General features: G+C 59.9%; 14 protein-coding genes. 9 read left to right on the top strand and 5 right to left on the bottom strand.

Annotation, left to right across the window (positions count from 1 at the left end):
* Positions 1–139 precede the first annotated feature (139 nt).
* Together ABDX87_RS14200 and ABDX87_RS14195 are read left to right on the top strand one after the other, a co-directional pair.
* Entirely contained in the window at positions 140–1,594 is a 1,455-nt protein-coding gene (locus ABDX87_RS14200; protein ID WP_346833393.1) for an alanine/glycine:cation symporter family protein, read from the top strand.
* A gap of 30 nt (positions 1,595–1,624) precedes the next feature.
* Positions 1,625–2,629: an asparaginase gene (locus tag ABDX87_RS14195; RefSeq protein WP_346833392.1), complete on the top strand. Its 1,005-nt coding sequence runs from the start codon at positions 1,625–1,627 to the stop codon at positions 2,627–2,629.
* Between the two features lie 13 nt (positions 2,630–2,642).
* On the opposite strand, the gene ABDX87_RS14190 is transcribed toward ABDX87_RS14195, so the two are convergent.
* Entirely contained in the window at positions 2,643–2,948 is a 306-nt protein-coding gene (locus tag ABDX87_RS14190; RefSeq protein ID WP_431061236.1) for a helix-turn-helix domain-containing protein, read from the bottom strand.
* Between the two features lie 300 nt (positions 2,949–3,248).
* Here ABDX87_RS14190 and ABDX87_RS14185 point away from each other — a divergent pair, with 300 nt between their 5' ends.
* From ABDX87_RS14185 to ABDX87_RS14175, 3 genes are all read left to right on the top strand, one after another.
* Positions 3,249–4,241, top strand: coding sequence for an AraC family transcriptional regulator (locus tag ABDX87_RS14185; protein WP_346833391.1), 993 nt, complete (start codon positions 3,249–3,251; stop codon positions 4,239–4,241).
* Positions 4,242–4,541: 300 nt separating this feature from the next.
* Complete coding sequence (locus ABDX87_RS14180) at positions 4,542–5,570, top strand: histone deacetylase family protein (protein WP_346833390.1); 1,029 nt, start codon at positions 4,542–4,544, stop codon at positions 5,568–5,570.
* A gap of 29 nt (positions 5,571–5,599) precedes the next feature.
* Positions 5,600–6,709 (top strand): polyamine ABC transporter substrate-binding protein, encoded by a 1,110-nt coding sequence (locus tag ABDX87_RS14175; RefSeq protein ID WP_346833389.1) that lies wholly within the window; start codon positions 5,600–5,602, stop codon positions 6,707–6,709.
* A 197-nt stretch (positions 6,710–6,906) separates the two neighbouring features.
* Here ABDX87_RS14175 and ABDX87_RS14170 read toward each other — a convergent pair whose 3' ends face one another.
* Entirely contained in the window at positions 6,907–7,788 is an 882-nt protein-coding gene (locus tag ABDX87_RS14170; protein WP_346833388.1) for a bestrophin family protein, read from the bottom strand.
* Positions 7,789–8,001: 213 nt separating this feature from the next.
* Here ABDX87_RS14170 and tkt point away from each other — a divergent pair, with 213 nt between their 5' ends.
* Positions 8,002–10,086: a transketolase gene (tkt, locus tag ABDX87_RS14165; protein ID WP_346833387.1), complete on the top strand. Its 2,085-nt coding sequence runs from the start codon at positions 8,002–8,004 to the stop codon at positions 10,084–10,086.
* A 123-nt stretch (positions 10,087–10,209) separates the two neighbouring features.
* On the opposite strand, the gene ABDX87_RS14160 is transcribed toward tkt, so the two are convergent.
* Positions 10,210–11,421 carry a YeeE/YedE family protein gene (locus ABDX87_RS14160; RefSeq protein ID WP_346833386.1) on the bottom strand — a complete coding sequence of 404 codons (1,212 nt, stop codon included), beginning with the start codon at positions 11,419–11,421 and terminating at the stop codon, positions 10,210–10,212.
* Between the two features lie 182 nt (positions 11,422–11,603).
* Positions 11,604–13,148, bottom strand: a complete 1,545-nt coding sequence (locus tag ABDX87_RS14155) for a PLP-dependent aminotransferase family protein (protein ID WP_346833385.1) — start codon at positions 13,146–13,148, stop codon at positions 11,604–11,606.
* 89 nt (positions 13,149–13,237) lie between these two features.
* On the opposite strand from ABDX87_RS14155, the gene ABDX87_RS14150 reads away from it, so the two are divergent.
* From ABDX87_RS14150 to ABDX87_RS14140, 3 genes are read left to right on the top strand one after another with little or no spacing between them, the layout of a single operon-like run.
* Positions 13,238–13,879, top strand: a complete 642-nt coding sequence (locus tag ABDX87_RS14150; RefSeq protein ID WP_346833384.1) for an FMN-binding negative transcriptional regulator — start codon at positions 13,238–13,240, stop codon at positions 13,877–13,879.
* On the top strand, positions 13,872–14,318 hold the full coding sequence (locus ABDX87_RS14145; RefSeq protein ID WP_346833383.1) for a GNAT family N-acetyltransferase: 447 nt from the start codon (positions 13,872–13,874) through the stop codon (positions 14,316–14,318). The genes ABDX87_RS14150 and ABDX87_RS14145 overlap by 8 nt, the downstream gene beginning before the upstream one ends.
* 15 nt (positions 14,319–14,333) lie before the next feature.
* Positions 14,334–15,005, top strand: coding sequence for a GNAT family N-acetyltransferase (locus ABDX87_RS14140; protein ID WP_346833382.1), 672 nt, complete (start codon positions 14,334–14,336; stop codon positions 15,003–15,005).
* A 151-nt stretch (positions 15,006–15,156) separates the two neighbouring features.
* Here ABDX87_RS14140 and oadA read toward each other — a convergent pair whose 3' ends face one another.
* Positions 15,157–16,965 (bottom strand): sodium-extruding oxaloacetate decarboxylase subunit alpha, encoded by a 1,809-nt coding sequence (oadA, locus tag ABDX87_RS14135; protein ID WP_346833381.1) that lies wholly within the window; start codon positions 16,963–16,965, stop codon positions 15,157–15,159.
* Between the last annotated feature and the right edge of the window lie 4 nt (positions 16,966–16,969).

Raw genomic sequence — 16,969 nt, 5'->3', positions numbered from 1 at the left:
TTTGAGGTGAGTCACACCGATGTTTGCGCCTATTCCGATCTTGTAGGAACACCCGCAACTCGAAAGCAGGAAACCGAATAAAGACTCCAATAACGCGTACCGGTATAGTGCGCCCCCTCTAAAAAAGCGAGGAATACACATGCTTGAAGTCATCAACGACTTCCTCTCGGGAAAACTGCTGATCGTGCTCATCGTCGGGCTCGGTGGATATTTCACGATTCGCTCGCGTTTCGTTCAGTTACGTCACTTTTTTCATATGTTCGCGGTATTTCGCGACAGCCTGCGCAGCAGCTCGGGCCAGCTCAGTTCGTTTCAGGCGCTGATGCTCAGCCTCGCCGGACGCGTGGGTGCGGGCAACATCGCCGGTGTCGGCATCGCCGTAACCCTCGGCGGGCCGGGTGCGGTGTTCTGGATGTGGGTGACGGCGCTGGTCGGCATGGCCAGCAGCTTCTTTGAGTGCTCACTTGGCCAGCTGTACAAACGCTGCGATGCCGAAGGGCAATACCGCGGCGGGCCGTCCTATTACATCCAGCATGGCCTGGGTAAACGCTGGCTGGGCATGGTCATGGCGGTGTTGCTGCTGGTGACCTTCGGTTTTGCCTTCAACGGTTTGCAATCCCACGCCGTGACCCACTCGCTCAACGATGCATTCGGTGTGTCGCCCGGGTACGCCGGTGTGGGTCTGGCAGTGCTGTTGGGTCTGGTGTTCGTCGGCGGTATCAAGCGCATTGCAGCGGTTGCGGACCTGCTAGTGCCCATCAAGACGCTGGTGTACATCGCAGTCACGATTTACGTCATTGCCGTGCAGTTCGAGCAGGTTCCCCACATGCTGATGACCATCGTCAAAAGCGCGTTCGGGATGGACGAAGTCTTTGGCGGCCTGATCGGCAGCGCCATCGTGATGGGCGTGAAACGCGGTGTGTTCGCCAACGAAGCCGGTCTGGGCAGCGCGCCCAACGTGGCAGCAGTCGCCGAGGTTCAACACCCGATCGCGCAAGGCGTTGTTCAGGCGTTCAGCGTGTTCCTCGACACCTTCGTGATCTGCACCTGCACCGCGCTGCTGATTCTGCTCTCCGGCTTCTATACCCCAGGCTTCGAGGGAGACGGCATCGCCCTGACTCAAAACTCGCTGGCGGCTGTGGTGGGTGATTGGGGCAAGCTGTTCATCAGCGTGGCACTGGCGTTGTTCGTGTTCACCTCGATCCTCTACAACTACTATCTGGGTGAAAACAGCCTGCGCTTCCTGATTGGCGAAAGCCGCAAGGCGCTGATCAGCTACCGCGCGCTGGTGCTGGCGCTGATCCTGTGGGGCGCCGTGGAAGATCTGGGCACCGTGTTCGCCTTTGCCGACATCACGATGACCCTGCTGGCATTCGTCAACCTGATCGCCTTGGCCATGCTGTTCAAGATTGGTTTGCGCCTGTTGAATGACTACGATGCACAGCGCAAGGCGGGTATCGACACGCCAGTGTTCGACTCCAGTCAGTTCCCTGATCTGGATCTGGACCTTAAGGCGTGGCCGAAACAAGGTCATCAACAGCCTGCTGCGACGCCTGCACCGGCCAGTGGCAAACCAGTGGTCGACACCCCTTAATCATCAGAACGTCAGTCTAGGGAGACAGGCATGAACCGCGAAAACCACTCACCGGCCACGCAAGTCATGGTGCTCTACACCGGCGGAACCATCGGCATGCAGGCCAGCGGGAACGGCCTGGCACCCGCTTCGGGTTTCGAAGCTCGCATGGCCGAGCAGTTGGTGAGTCAGCCGGCACTGGTCGTGCCTAAGTGGCAATTTCGCGAGATGTCTCCGCTGATCGACAGCGCCAACATGACGCCCCAGTACTGGCAGCGTCTGCGCGAGGCGGTGGTTGATGCCATCGAGGTGAAGGGCTGCGATGCCGTGCTGATCCTGCATGGCACCGACACCCTCGCCTACAGCGCAGCCGCCATGAGCTTTCAGCTATTAGGGCTGAATGCCCCCGTGGTGTTCACCGGCTCGATGTTGCCAGCGGGTGTGCCGGACAGCGATGCCTGGGAAAACGTCAATGGCGCGTTGCAGGCGTTGGGCAAAGGCCTGTCGGCGGGCGTGCACCTGTATTTCCACGGCGAGCTTTTGCAGCCGACCCGTTGCGCGAAAATCCGCAGCTTCGGCCGCAATCCCTTCGCGGCACTGCATCGGGCACGAGGCGGTGAAGCGGCTTCCCAGCTGCCAACCGCACTGGATTATCGCCAGCCGAAACTTTTGGCCAACGTCGCCATTATGCCGCTGTTTCCGGGCATCGGCGCCGCCCAACTGGACGGTCTGATCGACAGCGGCATCCAGGGTCTGATCCTTGAGTGCTTCGGCAGCGGCACCGGCCCCAGCGACAACCCTGCGTTTCTGGAAAGCCTTCAGCGCGCCCGTGACAACGGCATCTGCGTCGTCGCCATCACTCAATGCCATGAAGGCGGCGTGGAGCTGGATGTCTACGAAGCGGGCAGCCGCCTGCGCGATGTCGGCGTGCTGTCCGGCGGCGGCATGACCCGCGAAGCTGCCTTCGGCAAACTGCACGCACTGCTTGGCGCAGGGTTGGCGCAAGACGAAGTGCGACGGCTGGTTGAGCTGGATGTGTGTGGGGAGTTGCTCTAGCCCCGCCCCACGCTCAGATGATTGATTGCAGACCTTTGTCTGCGATCACATTCAGAAGCTTCAGAGCCGGACCCGCAGGTCGGCTCTCGCCCTGTTCCCATTTGCGAATAGTCGACGCGGTAGTGTTCAAATGAAGTGCGAAAACCGGCTGGCTGAAATTCAATGCCAGTCTGAGATTCCGGATATCTGCCGCGCTGAGTTCCCGGACCCGTGTCGGGCAGATTGCTTCGAACTCGCGCATCGTAACCTTGCTTACCACGCCCGCCTTATGAAGATCAGACAAATCGGCACGGAGCGACTCGATGATCTTACTGGTCAAACCTACCTCCTTTTGAATGCGCGCTTGCGTAAACATACCCGTAACGGGCATAAATTGCATTCCTGGACTGTTACGACTGCTTCGCAGCCGATCGCGAGCAAGCTGCGCTCCTACGCCTCCGGCAGAAGCGGAGATACGTCGCGCTTGCTTTGATTCTGGTCGCAGGCCGTGGGAGCGCAGCTTGCTCGCGATTGACCGCGCAGCGGTCACAAACCCGAACGACTCGATATTCGCATCTAGCCTGTTTGACGGCACACCTCTTGCTGCCCTTTCCGATCAAAAAACAATCGGAACACGCTCATGCTTCATTCCCACCTCACCACACTCAACGCCGTTTCGCTGGTGCTCGATACCTTCGCGGCTGAGGGCTGGGGGAGCGAGGCGTTGCTGGCCGGGAGCGGGATTACCGAGGCGGACCTGAAGCGGCCGGACATCCGCATCACGACGTTTCAGGAGATGCAGGTCTGCGCCAACGCTGTTGCGCTTCGCAGGGACATCGGCCTGCCGCTCGGACGGCGTATGCATGTGTCGTCCTACGGGATTCTCGGTTACGCCCTGCTCACCAGTGGCACTTTCGGTGACGCCTTGCGGCTGGCGCTGGAGTATCCGGCGCTGCTGGGCACGTTGTTCGAGTTACAGCTGATCGAAGACGGGGACTGCATCTGGTTCAGCGCCAGCGACTACCGTGATGACGAGGGTCTGCGGGTGTTCAATGCCGAGCTGTGCATGGCGTCGCTGAAGGTGATTTGCGATGACCTGATGGGCAAGCCGCTGCCGCTGCTGGCCGCTCGCTTCGCTCATGACGCGCCGGATTACCAGGCCAGCTACCGGGAGAGCTTTGCCTGTCCGCTGCACTTCAACTCAGAAGACAACGCCTTTGCGTTCGACAAACGCTGGCTCGACCAGCCACTCACCCTCGCCGACCCCGTCACCCATCGCGACATGCGCGAGCGCTGCCGTCGTCAGAACATCGAGTTCACTGGGCGTCAGGCCTGGCTGGGCCGAATTCGTCATTTGCTCGCTGGGCAGCTCGACCAGACGCCGAGTCTGGGCGTGCTTGCGCAACGAATGAACTGCTCCGAACGCACCTTGCGCCGTCATCTTCAGGCCACGGGCAGCAGCTACCAACAGTTGCTGGACGAGCTACGCTTCGAACGCGCCAAGCAATTGCTACAGAACGAGCAGTTGCCGATTCATCGCATCGCTGAAGCGTTGGGATTCAGCGAAACCGCGAGCTTTCGTCATGCATTCATTCGCTGGAGCGGCGTGGCGCCAAGCCAGTTTCGGGTGTGAGTGCCGTTCTCCCTGTCACCCCAACACCTGTGGAGTGAGCTTGCTCACGAAAGCGTTCGTACACCCGACAATTCTTCAGTGAATAGACTTCAATCTTCGCGAGCAAGCTCGCTCCCACCAAGAACATTGCAATCCGTACCGGCTAGGACGCCTCGAAAGAGAGCGTCTCGCCTCATTTAGGGGCGATTTACGGACAGCTTTTATGGCCGTAATAATCCCCTTTTGGCCGTTTCCGTCGTTCTCCGAAAAGCCTTCCGCCACAAGAATGTCGGACAACTTAAGCCCCAAGAGAACAAGAAAATGCTGACGATCTATTCAGACGATCACCATCTGCACCACGGCCGCTGCGAGTTGATCGACGGTAAGCTGATGCCCTGCTTCGAGATGCCGTCGCGGGCCGATCACGTGTTGCAGCGGGTCAAGGATCGCGAAATCGGTGCCGTAGAAGGCCCGCAGGATTTCGGCATCGCACCGATCGAACGCGTTCACACCCAAGCGTTTCTGGAGTTCTTCAAAGGCGCCTGGGCGCGCTGGGCCGAAACCAACCCCGAAGGCGATCTGCTGCCTTACACCTGGCCCGCGCGGACGCTGCGGTCGGTCATCCCGACCAGCCTGCACGGCCAGTTGGGCTATTACACCTTCGACGCAGGCGCCCCGATTACCGCAGGCACATGGCAGGCCGCTTACAGCGCAGCCCAAGTCGCCCTCACCGCCCAAGCTGCGATTCAGAACGGCGCACGCAGTGCTTTCGCCTTGTGCCGTCCGCCGGGACACCACGCCGCCAGCGATGTCATGGGCGGTTATTGCTACCTTAACAACGCGGCCATCGCGGCCCAGGCCTTCCTCGACCAAGGCCACAAGAAGGTGGCGATTCTTGACGTGGACTACCACCACGGCAACGGCACCCAGTCGATTTTCTACACGCGCAGCGACGTGCTGTTCACGTCCATTCATGGCCACCCGGAAGCGGAATTTCCGTTCTTTCTCGGCTATGAGGACGAGCTGGGTGAAGGCGCTGGTGAAGGGTTTAACTTCAATTATCCATTGGCGGCCGGCAGCGACTGGACACAGTGGAGCGCGTCGCTGGAACAGGCGTGCGGCGAGATCGAACGCTACGGCGCAGACGTCATCGTGGTGTCGCTGGGCGTGGACACCTACAAGGACGACCCTATCTCGCAATTCAAGCTCGACAGCCCTGATTACCTGAGCATGGGCGAGCGCATCGCGCGCCTGGGCAAGCCCACCCTGTTTGTGATGGAAGGTGGCTATGCCGTTGAAGAAATCGGCATCAACGCCGTGAACGTGCTGGAAGGTTTCGAACGCGTCTGACCCTCTACCTTCGAACAAGAGAGACAACGATGAACAGACTCAAGCGCTTTATCGCCTCGACGCTCCTGGCCACATCCGGCGTAGCCATGCTCGGCGCGGCACACGCCGACGAGCCAAAAACCCTGCGCGTTTACAACTGGTTCGACTACATCACCCCGCAGACCCTGGAGAACTTCAAGAAGGACACCAAGGTTCCGCTGATCTACGACATCTTCGACACCAACGAAGCGCTGGAAGCGAAGCTGCTGACCGGTAACTCGGGCTATGACGTCGTGGTGCCGTCCAACGTGTTTCTGGCCAAGCAGATCGAGGCGGGCGTGTTTCAACCCTTGGACAAGTCCAAGCTGACCAACTATTCGCACCTTGATCCCAAGCTGATGAAACTGCTGGAAGCCAACGATCCGGGCAACAAGTTCGCCGTGCCGTACATGTACGGCACCATCCTGATCGGCTTCAACCCGGATAAGGTCAAGGCCGCGCTGGGCGACAACGCGCCGGTGGACAGCTGGGACCTGATCTTCAAGGAAGAAAACATCAGCAAACTGAAGCAGTGCGGCGTGACGCTGCTCGACTCCCCTTCAGAAATTCTGCCCTTGGCCTTGCAGCATCTGGGGCTGGATCCCAACAGCAAGAATCCAAAGGACTACGACAAGGCAGAAGCCTTGCTGATGAAGATCCGTCCGTACATCACCTACTTCCACTCCTCGAAGTACATGGCCGACATCGCCAACGGCGACATCTGCGTGGCCGTGGGTTATTCGGGCAGCTTCTCGCAAGCCGCCAACCGCGCGAAGGAAGCCAAGAACGGTGTCGTGGTAGACATGCGTCTGCCGAAAGAAGGTGCGCCGATCTGGTTCGACATGCTGGCGATTCCGAAAGGCGCCAAGGATGTGGAAGATGCCCACACGTTCATCAACTACCTGTTGCAACCGCAGGTGATCGCGCCGATCAGCGACTTTGTCGGGTACCCGAACCCGAACAAAGACGCGACCGAAATGGTTGACCCTGCTATCCGCAACAACCCGAACCTGTACCCGACCGCCGACGCCATGAAAACGCTGTATACGCTGACGCCGCTGCCACGTGATGCCGAACGCGCACGGACGCGGGTGTGGACCAAGATCAAATCGGGGACCTGAACGTCCTGTAGGAGCGCGCTTGCCCGCGAATGCGTCGTGTCAAACACACAGCTGACACTGAGACAACGCCATCGCGGGCAAGCGCGCTCCTACAGACTGTTTGATCGTGCCAGGACGCCGAGCGTCCATGGGGTGACGCAGAACGTCACAGGCGGCATTACCACGCGGAGCGTGGGAACGATCGGACAGCTTGCAGCTTAACGCTGCTTCTCAGTGGCATCGCGCAGCATGGAATTCAGATTCCCCGAGATGTTGTCGCACAGCGCCTTCATCTGAATCTCGTGTTCAGACGCCTTGAACGGGCTTTGCAGGTCGGTGCCGATCTTCTCGATGGCCAGCAGCATGAAGCCCACGACTGTCGACGCCAACGGCGTGAACCAGCCCAACGTTTCCACCAGGCCGATCGGTACGATGATGCAGAACAAGGTGATGAACAGCCGTGGAAAGGTCACGTACGGGTAAGGCAGCGGCGTATTGGCAATCCGTTCCATGCCGCCCTGGCAGTTGGAGATCTCGACCAGCGTCGCCTCCAGCCGCTCCAGACGAATGCTGTCCAGCCGGCCAGCCTTGTATTCCGCCGCTATGATCGCGGCAGACTCATTAAGGATGTCGTTTGGAAAGTTATTGGTGCGCTTACGACGCTCGTATTCCTCCCGAGGAATCATCGCGGTCACGTCTTCCCCGCAATCGCTTCCCTTCAAGTGCGCCGACAGGCATTCCACGTAGGCCACATGCCGACGCAGCAGCACGCCTTTGACCGGATTCAGCTCGCCTTCGTCATCAATCAGCGTCAGCACCTGTCGGGCGAAACTGCGAGAGTTGTTGACCAGGCCACCCCATAACGTGCGCGCTTCCCACCAGCGGTTATACGCACTGGAGTTACGAAAGCTGGTCAGCACCACCAATGCCGAACCGAGCAGCGTCAGCGGCATCGACGGCAGGGTGATCTTGCGCTCCAGGTAGAGCATGAAATCGACTGTGACAATCACATCCCAGATCAACAGCCAGAACAACGACCAACCGATGTAGGTGAAGGTCCTGATCATGGCCCGGTATTTCTTGATGATCGTTTCCTGCAAAAGCCACCCCCGTCTGTCATTTCATCGGTCAAGCCACACGCGCTGACCTCAAGGCCATTCGAATGCAGATAGCTTGCTTGGTTCGCGACTGAAACATTTCAGCGATAAATCGTTCGCCCCGGTCGGGTGACAGAGATTTCATGGAACGAACCCGCCGCGCGCGTGCTCAACACCTATCTGGATGCTTCAGCCACTTGTCACGAGGAGAATGTAATGGGCTCGTCTTCAACCTCTCACTCCATCGAAGAACACAGCGAACGCGACCAACTGACCATCAACACCATTCGCACCCTGGCGATGGATGCCGTGCAGAAGGCCAACTCGGGTCATCCCGGCACACCCATGGCGCTGGCGCCGGTCGGCTACACCCTGTGGAAAGATTTCCTGCGCTATCACCCGGAACATCCTGACTGGCCAAACCGCGACCGCTTCGTGCTGTCGGTGGGTCATGCTTCGATGCTCCTGTACTCGCTGCTGCACCTGGCGGGCGTGGTCGAGATCGATGAGCACGGCACACCTTCCGGCAAGCCGGCCGTGAGCCTGGAAGACATCAAACAATTCCGCCAGATGGACTCCAAGACCCCAGGCCATCCGGAATACCGCATGACCACAGGCGTCGAGACCACGACAGGTCCGCTGGGCCAAGGCTGCGCCAACAGCGTGGGCATGGCGATGGCCGAGCGGTGGCTGGGCGAGCGATTCAACAAACCGGGCGCCACGCTGTTCGATTACAACGTTTACGTCCTGTGCGGCGACGGCGACATGATGGAAGGCGTGACCGCAGAAGCGGCTTCACTGGCCGGTCACCTCAAGCTGTCGAACCTGTGCTGGATCTACGACAACAACACCATCAGCATCGAAGGCCACACGGAGCTGGCCTACAGCGACGATCCGCAGAAGCGTTTCGAAGGCTACGGCTGGAAAACCCTGCATGTGAAGGACGCCAACGACGCTGCGGCGCTGGCCAAGGCCATTCAGACCTTCCAGCAGACCGACGATGCGCCGACCCTGATCGTGGTCGACAGCGTGATCGGTTATGGCTCGCCGAACAAACACAACACCGCGTCGGCGCACGGCGAACCGCTGGGCGAAGATGAAATCAAGCTGACCAAAAAAGCGTACGGCTGGGATGAAAACAGTAGCTTCCTGGTGCCCGACGAAGCGCGTCATTACTTGCGCGATGCGCTGCTGAGCCGCAACGGCGGCGATTACGATGCCTGGCAAGAAACCTTCGCCCGCTTTGAGAAAGATCAGCCGGCACTGGCCGACGAACTCAAACGCATGCGCGCGGGCGAGATGCCCGAGGGCTGGCGCAACACCGCGGTCAGTTTCGATGCCGACGCCAAAGGGATCGCTACACGCGCGTCGGGCGGCAAAGTCCTCAACGGTTTCGCACAGCAGATTCCCTGGCTGATTGGCGGATCGGCGGACCTGTCGCCTTCCACCAAAACCAATCTGACGTTTGAGGGTGCCGGCAGCTTCGAAGCGGGCAGTTACGGCGGCCGCAACTTGCATTTCGGCATCCGCGAACACGCCATGGGCTCGATTGCCAACGGTCTGGCGCTGTCCTACATCCGGCCATACACGTCGACCTTCCTGGTCTTCAGCGACTACATGAAGCCGCCGATTCGTCTGGCCTCGATCATGGAACTGCCGGTGGTGTTCGTCTTCACCCACGACTCCATCGGTGTCGGCGAAGACGGTCCAACTCACCAGCCTATCGAGCACCTCACGCAGCTGCGTGCCACGCCCGGTTTGCTGACGTTGCGTCCGGGCGATGCCAACGAAACCGCCGAAGCCTGGAAAGTCGCGCTGGCGCAAACCCATCGCCCCAGCTGCCTGGTGCTCTCCCGACAGCCGATGCCGACCCTGGACCGCTCGATTTACGCCAGCGCCGAAAACGTCGCCAAAGGCGCCTATGTGCTGGCCGATGCGGTGAAAGGCAAAGTGGACGTGATCCTGATCGCCACGGGCAGCGAGGTGGGCATGACCGTCGAGGCGTTCGAAAAACTGAAGGCTGACGGTGTGGCGGCGCGCGTGGTGTCGATGCCGAGCTGGGAGCTGTTCGAGGATCAGGACAAGGCTTACCGCGACAGCGTATTCCCGCCGAATGTGAAGGCACGTGTGGTCGTGGAGCAGGCCGGCCCCGTGGGTTGGGACCGTTACGTCGGTCAGACGGGGGCGAAGATTGTGATGAACACTTTCGGCGCGTCCGCCCCGATCGAGAAGCTGCAGGCGAAGTTCGGGTTTAATGCCGAAAACATCGCGAAGGTGGCGAAGGAGCAGATCGGCCAGTAATCAGGCCCTGTAGGAGCGCGCTTGCCCGCGAATATCGCCGTACGGCCGATGGATATCTGTCGGCTGTACCGGCCTCTTCGTGAGCAAGCTCACTCCCACATTTGAAGCGTCTAACGACTTTAATCAGCAGCCGCTCAATACAACCGGGCGACGCTCGCCTTCAAAGAAGAACGGGCGAATCCGCACACCCACGGCGTTACCCGCAAACGCTGCAATCAGCCACAACCAGCCATGCAGGCTGCCCGACGCGATACCGCTGAAGTAAGCGCCAATGTTGCAGCCATACGCCAAGCGAGACCCGTAGCCCAGCAGCAAACCGCCGATCACCGCCGCTATCAGCGAACGGGTCGGAATCTTCAGGCTTGGCGAGAAGCGTCCTGCAAGCCCCGCCGCCACTGCCGCACCCAGCATGATGCCGATGTCCATGACGGTCGTGATGTCTTCCCACACCGGCGCGGCCAGCGCTTTGGCGTTGGCGGGCATCTGCCAGAACACCCAACTGCCGACATCCACGCCCAGACTGCTGGCGACTTTCGCGCCCCACAGGGCGAACGCCGAGGTGATCCCCCAAGGACGGCCAGCCAGCGCCAGCGTGGCATAGTTGAGCAACGCCAGGGCAACGGCGCCCCACACTAAAGGCCATGGACCACGCAGAAAACGACGCAGCCCCACGTGCTCGCTGGTGACTGCGGCTTCCAGCTCGCCATGGCGGCGCTTTTCCAGCTTGATGGTGACCAGCGCAATCACGGCGAACAGCGCCAGGCTCATGATCAGGGCGGGCATCACGCCGAAGGTCTTGACGATGGACGTTGCCGGGAACGAGGGCAGCGAGAACCACCAGTCGGCGTGATGGGTCGCCGCCACCGAACCGATGATGAAGAACAGCAGCGTCACCAGCATCCGCGCGTTACCACCACCTACAGTGAACAGCGTGCCCGACGCACAACCGCCGCCCATTTGCATGCCAATGCCAAAGATGAACGCGCCAAAGACCACGGAAACGCCGGCTGGTGCCACCAGCCCGGTGACCGGTGTGCCGAACAATGTGCCCGCGCCCAAGGCCGGGAAGAACAAAACGACAGCGATGGCCAGCATCACCATCTGCGCGCGCAGACCTGCGCCGCGACGCTCATTGATGAACACCCGCCAGGCGGACGTGAAGCCAAACGCCGCGTGATACAGCGTCAGGCCCAGCGCAGCGCCAACGATCAACAGCAATACTTGCTTGCCGCCGACAGCGGACTGAAGAAACAAAGCGCCGACTACCAATAAAACGAAGGCGATCAACGGCGTGCCGAACTTGCGTTCTGGCGACGCGGAGAGAGGAAGACTCATGGACGTATCTCAGGGAATGGTTGCAATGGGCGCGAGTATAACCCCGGAAATGCTGGGGTGCGGAGAGATCCACGCCCCTGTAGGTGCGAGCTTGCTCGCGATCGCGGTGGGTCAGCACAAGATAAGGCGACTGAAATAACGCAATCGCGGGCAAGCGCGCTCCTACAGGTGAGGTGCGCATCTCACAGCCACACATCACGCAGCCTTTCCAGCGCCGACGCGATATCCGCTTCCAGCACCGCTGCAAACCCCAGCACCAGCCCCGCCCGGTTATCCACAGGCGTGTCGGAGTCCGGTAGCCAGTAATCGCTCAACGGTGCCACCTCAACGCCGACGCTTTCTGCCTTCGCCACCAGTTCCTGCTCACGGGCGTGGCTTTCGACTGCAACCGACACGTGCAAGCCCGCCAACGGTTTTGGCATCGGACTGCAACCACGCAGGTCCTCAGGCCAGCCTGCCAGCAACGCATCACGTCGACTCAATGCCGCGCGACGCATGCGCCGGATGTGCCGTTGAAAGTGGCCCGATGCAATGAATTCGGCCATGACCGCCTGAGTGCCGATCTCCGAATGCCGCATATCCAAGGCTCGGCGCTGGCTGAAGGGCTTGACCAGATTGCGCGGCAGCACCAGATACCCCAGACGCAACGCCGGAAAAGCGACCTTGCCGAAGGTCCCGACGTAGAGCACGCGGCCATGTCGATCCAGCGCTGCCAGCGGTGCTAAAGGCGCGCCGCTGTAACGGTATTCGCCATCGTAATCGTCCTCGACGATCCAGCCCTGCGTCCGATCAGCCCACGCCAGTAGATCCAGGCGGCGCGCCAGACTCATGGTGACGCCCAACGGGTATTGATGCGACGGCGTCACGTACACCAACTTGCAACCGCTGTCGTTCGAATTCGGGCACCGCATGCCTTCGGTGTCCACCGACATTCCGTGCAATTTCGCGCCGGCGACCGCAAACGCGTGGGCCGCTGCGCGATACCCGGGATTCTCAATCGCGACCCCGTCGCCGTCGTTCAACAGCAACTGTGCACAAAGGGCAATCGCCTGCTGAGCGCCACTGGTGATCACAATTTGTTCAGGCGCACACTGCAAGTCACGAGATGTTCTTAAATACACCGAGATCAGTTCACGCAACCGCCATTCACCTGCCGGGTCGCCATACCCCAACTGATGCAAACCCGGCTTTCGCCAGAAAGCCGCGTGGAGCTTGCCCCACACGTCAAAAGGGAACAGATCGAACGCCGGAATACCTACGCGAAAAGCGCGGGGCAAACCGGTTTTGTGAGCACTCAAATGGTGCCGTTCCAGCAGGTCCATGGAAGTGCTGTGGATAACTTTACTGGATAAATCACCAGCATCATTTGGCGATTTTGTGGATAAAGCTGTTAATAAGCCTGGTGATAACCCTGTGGACACTTTTGTGGATAGTTTTTTTGCCAGCGCCGATTTTTCCGGTAATTGTGCAACATAGGTACCGTCGCCAATGCGGCCATCGGTGAAGCCTTCGGCGTAAAGCTGGTCGTAGGCGCGCATCACGCTGTTGCGGGAAATGGATAACGAAACCGCCAGATCGCGGCTGGCGGGCAGACGCGTTCCGCTGCTCAAACGCCCGTCGAGAATGCGCTCACGAAGGGCCTGATACAGCTGACGGCTCAGGCCTTGGCGGCGGTCCAGTTCGATACCGGCGAAATCAAAGGTCAATGAGGGCGTGGCGACGGGCATCGAATTGGTCCTATGAAATTGACCATTAATGGTTCTTACAACAGACCAATAGGCTGCCTAGGATTAAGCCAATCGCCAAGGAAAATCTCATGTACACACCCAGCTATTTCAACGATGAAGATCTCGCCAGTCTGCACCGTCAGATCGACGGCGCGCGCCTGGCAACCTTGGTCACCTCCGACGAAAACGGCCTGCAAGCCAGCCACGTCCCGCTGCTGCTCGATCCCACTCAGGGCACCCACGGCGTGTTGACTGGCCATTTGGCCAAAGCCAACCCGCAGTGGAAAACGCTGGCGCTGGGCACTGAGGTGTTGGTGATCTTTCAAGGTCCCGATGCCTACGTCAGTCCTTCTTTCTACGCCGCCAAAGCCGAACACGGCAAAGTCGTACCGACCTGGAATTACCTGGCTGTCCACGCTTACGGCCGCGCTGAGGTCTTCACCGATCCCGAGCGTCTGCTTGGCGTGGTCAGCGGTCTGACCGACAAACACGAGGCGGCTCGCGCCAAGCCTTGGGCCGTGAGCGACGCTCCGGACGACTACATTCAGAAAATGCTCAACGGCATCGTCGGCTTTGCCATTCCCATCGAACGCCTGGAAGGCAAGCGCAAGCTCAACCAGAACCGCAGCGCCGAAGACATCGCCGGCGTCAGCAAAGGCCTGGCGACCAGTCAGGATCAAAACGACCAGGAAATCGCTCGCTTGATGAGCCAAGGAGAAACCCGTGTCTGACGTCGAAATACGTCCCGTCACCGCCGCCGACCATGACGCCTGGTTGCCGCTGTGGAAGGCCTACCTGACGTTCTATAAAACCGAACTGCCGGACGCCGTGACTGAGAGCACCTGGCAGCGTTTTCTCGACAGCAATGAACCCACCCATGCGGCGCTCGCCTGGGAAGACGGCAAAGCCGTCGGCATGGTGCATTTCATCTTTCATCGCTCGAACTGGAGCATCAACTATTCCTGCTACCTCCAGGATTTGCTGGTCGTCCCCGAGCAACGCGGCAAAGGCGTCGGTCGCAAGCTGATCGAATACGTGTACGTCGCGGCTAAAAAAGGCGGGGCCGACAAGGTCCACTGGCTGACTCACGAAACCAACACCACTGCCATTCAGCTGTACGAACGCATCGCCGAACGCCCTGGCTACATTCAATTTCGCAAACCGCTGTAGGACTGGAATCCGATCATGTCGAACCTTGAACACTGGCAATCGGCGAAGCTGCCGGACGCACGCACGCTGCAAGGACGCTTCATTCGCCTGGAAAAACTCGACGCAGCGCGTCATGCGCAAGGGCTGTGGCAAGCGCTGGAAGGTCCTGACGCCGATCCGAAACTCTGGGATTACCTGGCCGTAGGCCCGTTCACCGAACGTGGAGCATTTGATGATTACCTCACCGGCCTTCAAGCCTCGACCGACCCTTGGTTCTATACCGTGGTCGATCAGGAAACCGGCGCGCTGGACGGTTTTATCAGCTTGATGTCCATCGTCCCGAGCCAGGGTCGTGTCGAAATCGGCCACGTGACCTTCGGCGCCTCGATGCAGCGTACGCCCAAGAGCACCGAGGCGGTTTATTTGCTCGCCAAGGAGTCATTCGCACTGGGCAACCGTCGTCTGGAGTGGAAATGCAACGCCGACAATGCCCGTTCGATGCGTGCCGCCGAGCGATTTGGCTTCAGCTTCGAGGGCATCTTCCGCCAGCACATGGTGGTGAAGGGCAAAAACCGCAACACGGCCTGGTTCTCGATCCTCGACAGCGAATGGCCGTCGCTGGAAACCGCGTTCAAAGCGTGGCTGGCTGTGGATAACTTCAAGGGCGGGCAGCAGATCAGTACGCTGGAGCATTTCCGCACGCGATAAACCTGTCGGGCTTCTATGTCCTCCAGGCAGAGCTGGACGCGTCATTATTTCGCAGGCAAAAAAAGAGGAGCCACGAGAGCTCCCCCAGAGGTAACCGTCAGCCTTTCCCGCGTCTGTGCGCGGGAAGCTGTTTATCGTTGCCGCGTCGCGATCAGCCTTCGATCTCGACCAGAATCTCGCCAGGGTTCACGCGATCGCCCTTGGCCACATGGATCGCGACGACCTTGCCGGAAACAGCGGCCTGGACCTCGGTTTCCATCTTCATCGCTTCGGTGATCAGCACGGCCTGACCGGCCTTGACCATGTCGCCTTCCTTGACGAGCACATCAACGATGTTGCCCGGCATGGTGGTGCTGACGTGGCCCGGCTTATTGGCTTGGGCGCGTTTGCCGATGCCGCCGCCGACGAATTCGTTGAGCGGTTCGAACACCACTTCTTCCGGCATGCCGTCGATGGACAGATAGAAGTGACGCTTGCCCTCGGCCTTGACGCCCACGCCCGTGATGTCCACGCGGTAGCTTTCGCCGTGCACGTCAATAACGAACTCGGTCGGAACACCCTCGCCGCTCGCCTTGGCTACGGTGCCGGGCTCTGGAATCGGCAGCAACGCTTCTGGCGTCAGCGTGCCTGCTGCACGTTCTTCGAGGAACTTGCGACCAATGTCCGGGAACATCGCGTAAGTCAGCACGTCCTCTTCGGATGTGGCCAATGCGCCAATTTCGCCACGCAGCTTGGTCATTTCGGGTTTCAACAGATCGGCAGGACGCACGTCGATCAGCTCTTCGTTACCGATCGCCTGACGGCGCAACTTCTCGTCGACCTCGCCCGGCGCCTTGCCGTAACCGCCCGTGAGGTAAAGCTTCACTTCGTTGGTGATGGTCTTGTAGCGCTCGCCAGCCAGCACGTTGAAGAACGCCTGAGTACCGACGATCTGCGAGGTCGGGGTCACCAGTGGCGGATAGCCGAGGTCTTTGCGAACACGCGGGATCTCGGCCAGCACTTCGCCCATGCGGTTCAGGGCGCCCTGCTCTTTGAGCTGGTTGGCGAGGTTGGAAATCATGCCGCCCGGCACCTGGTTGACCTGGACGCGGGTGTCTACTGCGGTGAATTCGCTCTCGAACTGGTGGTATTTCTTACGCACCGCGTAGAAGTACAGACCGATTTCCTGCAGCAATTCCAGATCGAGCCCGGTGTCGAATTCGCTGCCTTTCAGCGCGGCGACCATTGACTCCGTACCCGGATGGCTGGTGCCCCAGGCGAAGCTGGAGATCGCGGTGTCGATATGATCGACGCCGTTTTCGATGGCTTTCAGTTGGCACATCGCAGCCAGGCCGGCGGTATCGTGGGAGTGAATGAACACCGGCAGCGATTGCTCGGCCTTGAGGGCTTTGACCAGCTCGCCAGCCGCGTAAGGGGTCAGCAGGCCGGCCATGTCCTTGATCGCAACGGAGTCGCAACCCATGGCTTCCATCTGTTTGGCCTGAGCCACAAAAGCTTCGACGGTGTGAACCGGGCTGACGGTGTAAGCGATGGTGCCCTGAGCATGCTTGCCCGCGGCTTTCACAGCTTCGATGGCCACGCGCAGGTTACGCACATCGTTCATGGCGTCGAAGATGCGGAACACGTCGATGCCGTTGACGGCGGCCTTGGCCACGAACGCCTTGACCACATCGTCGCTGTAATGGCGATAGCCCAGCAGGTTCTGACCGCGCAACAGCATCTGCAGACGAGTGTTGGGCAATGCCGCCCGCAGCTGACGCAGACGCTCCCATGGATCTTCTTTCAGAAAGCGCACGCAGGCGTCGAACGTCGCGCCGCCCCAGACTTCAAGCGACCAGTAGCCGACCTTGTCGAGCTTTTCGCAGATCGGCAGCATGTCCTCGGTGCGCATGCGGGTCGCCAGCAGCGATTGATGGGCGTCGCGCAGGATGGTGTCGGTGACGAAGATTTTCTTGGACATTTAC

This window comes from Pseudomonas abietaniphila (genome assembly GCF_039697315.1).
Lineage (GTDB): Bacteria > Pseudomonadota > Gammaproteobacteria > Pseudomonadales > Pseudomonadaceae > Aquipseudomonas > Aquipseudomonas abietaniphila_B.
Note: the sequence above shows the minus strand (reverse complement) of the source record. Positions and strands in the feature narration are given on the sequence as shown.

Excerpts from the sequence above, each read along its gene's own strand:
- ABDX87_RS14200 (WP_346833393.1), top strand. The coding sequence starts at position 140 with ATGCTTGAAGTCATCAACGACTTCCTCTCGGGAAAACTGCTGATCGTG.
- ABDX87_RS14195 (WP_346833392.1), top strand. The coding sequence starts at position 1,625 with ATGAACCGCGAAAACCACTCACCGGCCACGCAAGTCATGGTGCTCTAC.
- ABDX87_RS14185 (WP_346833391.1), top strand. The coding sequence starts at position 3,249 with ATGCTTCATTCCCACCTCACCACACTCAACGCCGTTTCGCTGGTGCTC.
- ABDX87_RS14180 (WP_346833390.1), top strand. The coding sequence starts at position 4,542 with ATGCTGACGATCTATTCAGACGATCACCATCTGCACCACGGCCGCTGC.
- ABDX87_RS14175 (WP_346833389.1), top strand. The coding sequence starts at position 5,600 with ATGAACAGACTCAAGCGCTTTATCGCCTCGACGCTCCTGGCCACATCC.
- tkt (WP_346833387.1), top strand. The coding sequence starts at position 8,002 with ATGGGCTCGTCTTCAACCTCTCACTCCATCGAAGAACACAGCGAACGC.
- ABDX87_RS14160 (WP_346833386.1), bottom strand. The coding sequence starts at position 11,421 with ATGAGTCTTCCTCTCTCCGCGTCGCCAGAACGCAAGTTCGGCACGCCG.
- ABDX87_RS14155 (WP_346833385.1), bottom strand. The coding sequence starts at position 13,148 with ATGCCCGTCGCCACGCCCTCATTGACCTTTGATTTCGCCGGTATCGAA.
- ABDX87_RS14150 (WP_346833384.1), top strand. The coding sequence starts at position 13,238 with ATGTACACACCCAGCTATTTCAACGATGAAGATCTCGCCAGTCTGCAC.
- ABDX87_RS14140 (WP_346833382.1), top strand. The coding sequence starts at position 14,334 with ATGTCGAACCTTGAACACTGGCAATCGGCGAAGCTGCCGGACGCACGC.
- oadA (WP_346833381.1), bottom strand. The coding sequence starts at position 16,965 with ATGTCCAAGAAAATCTTCGTCACCGACACCATCCTGCGCGACGCCCAT.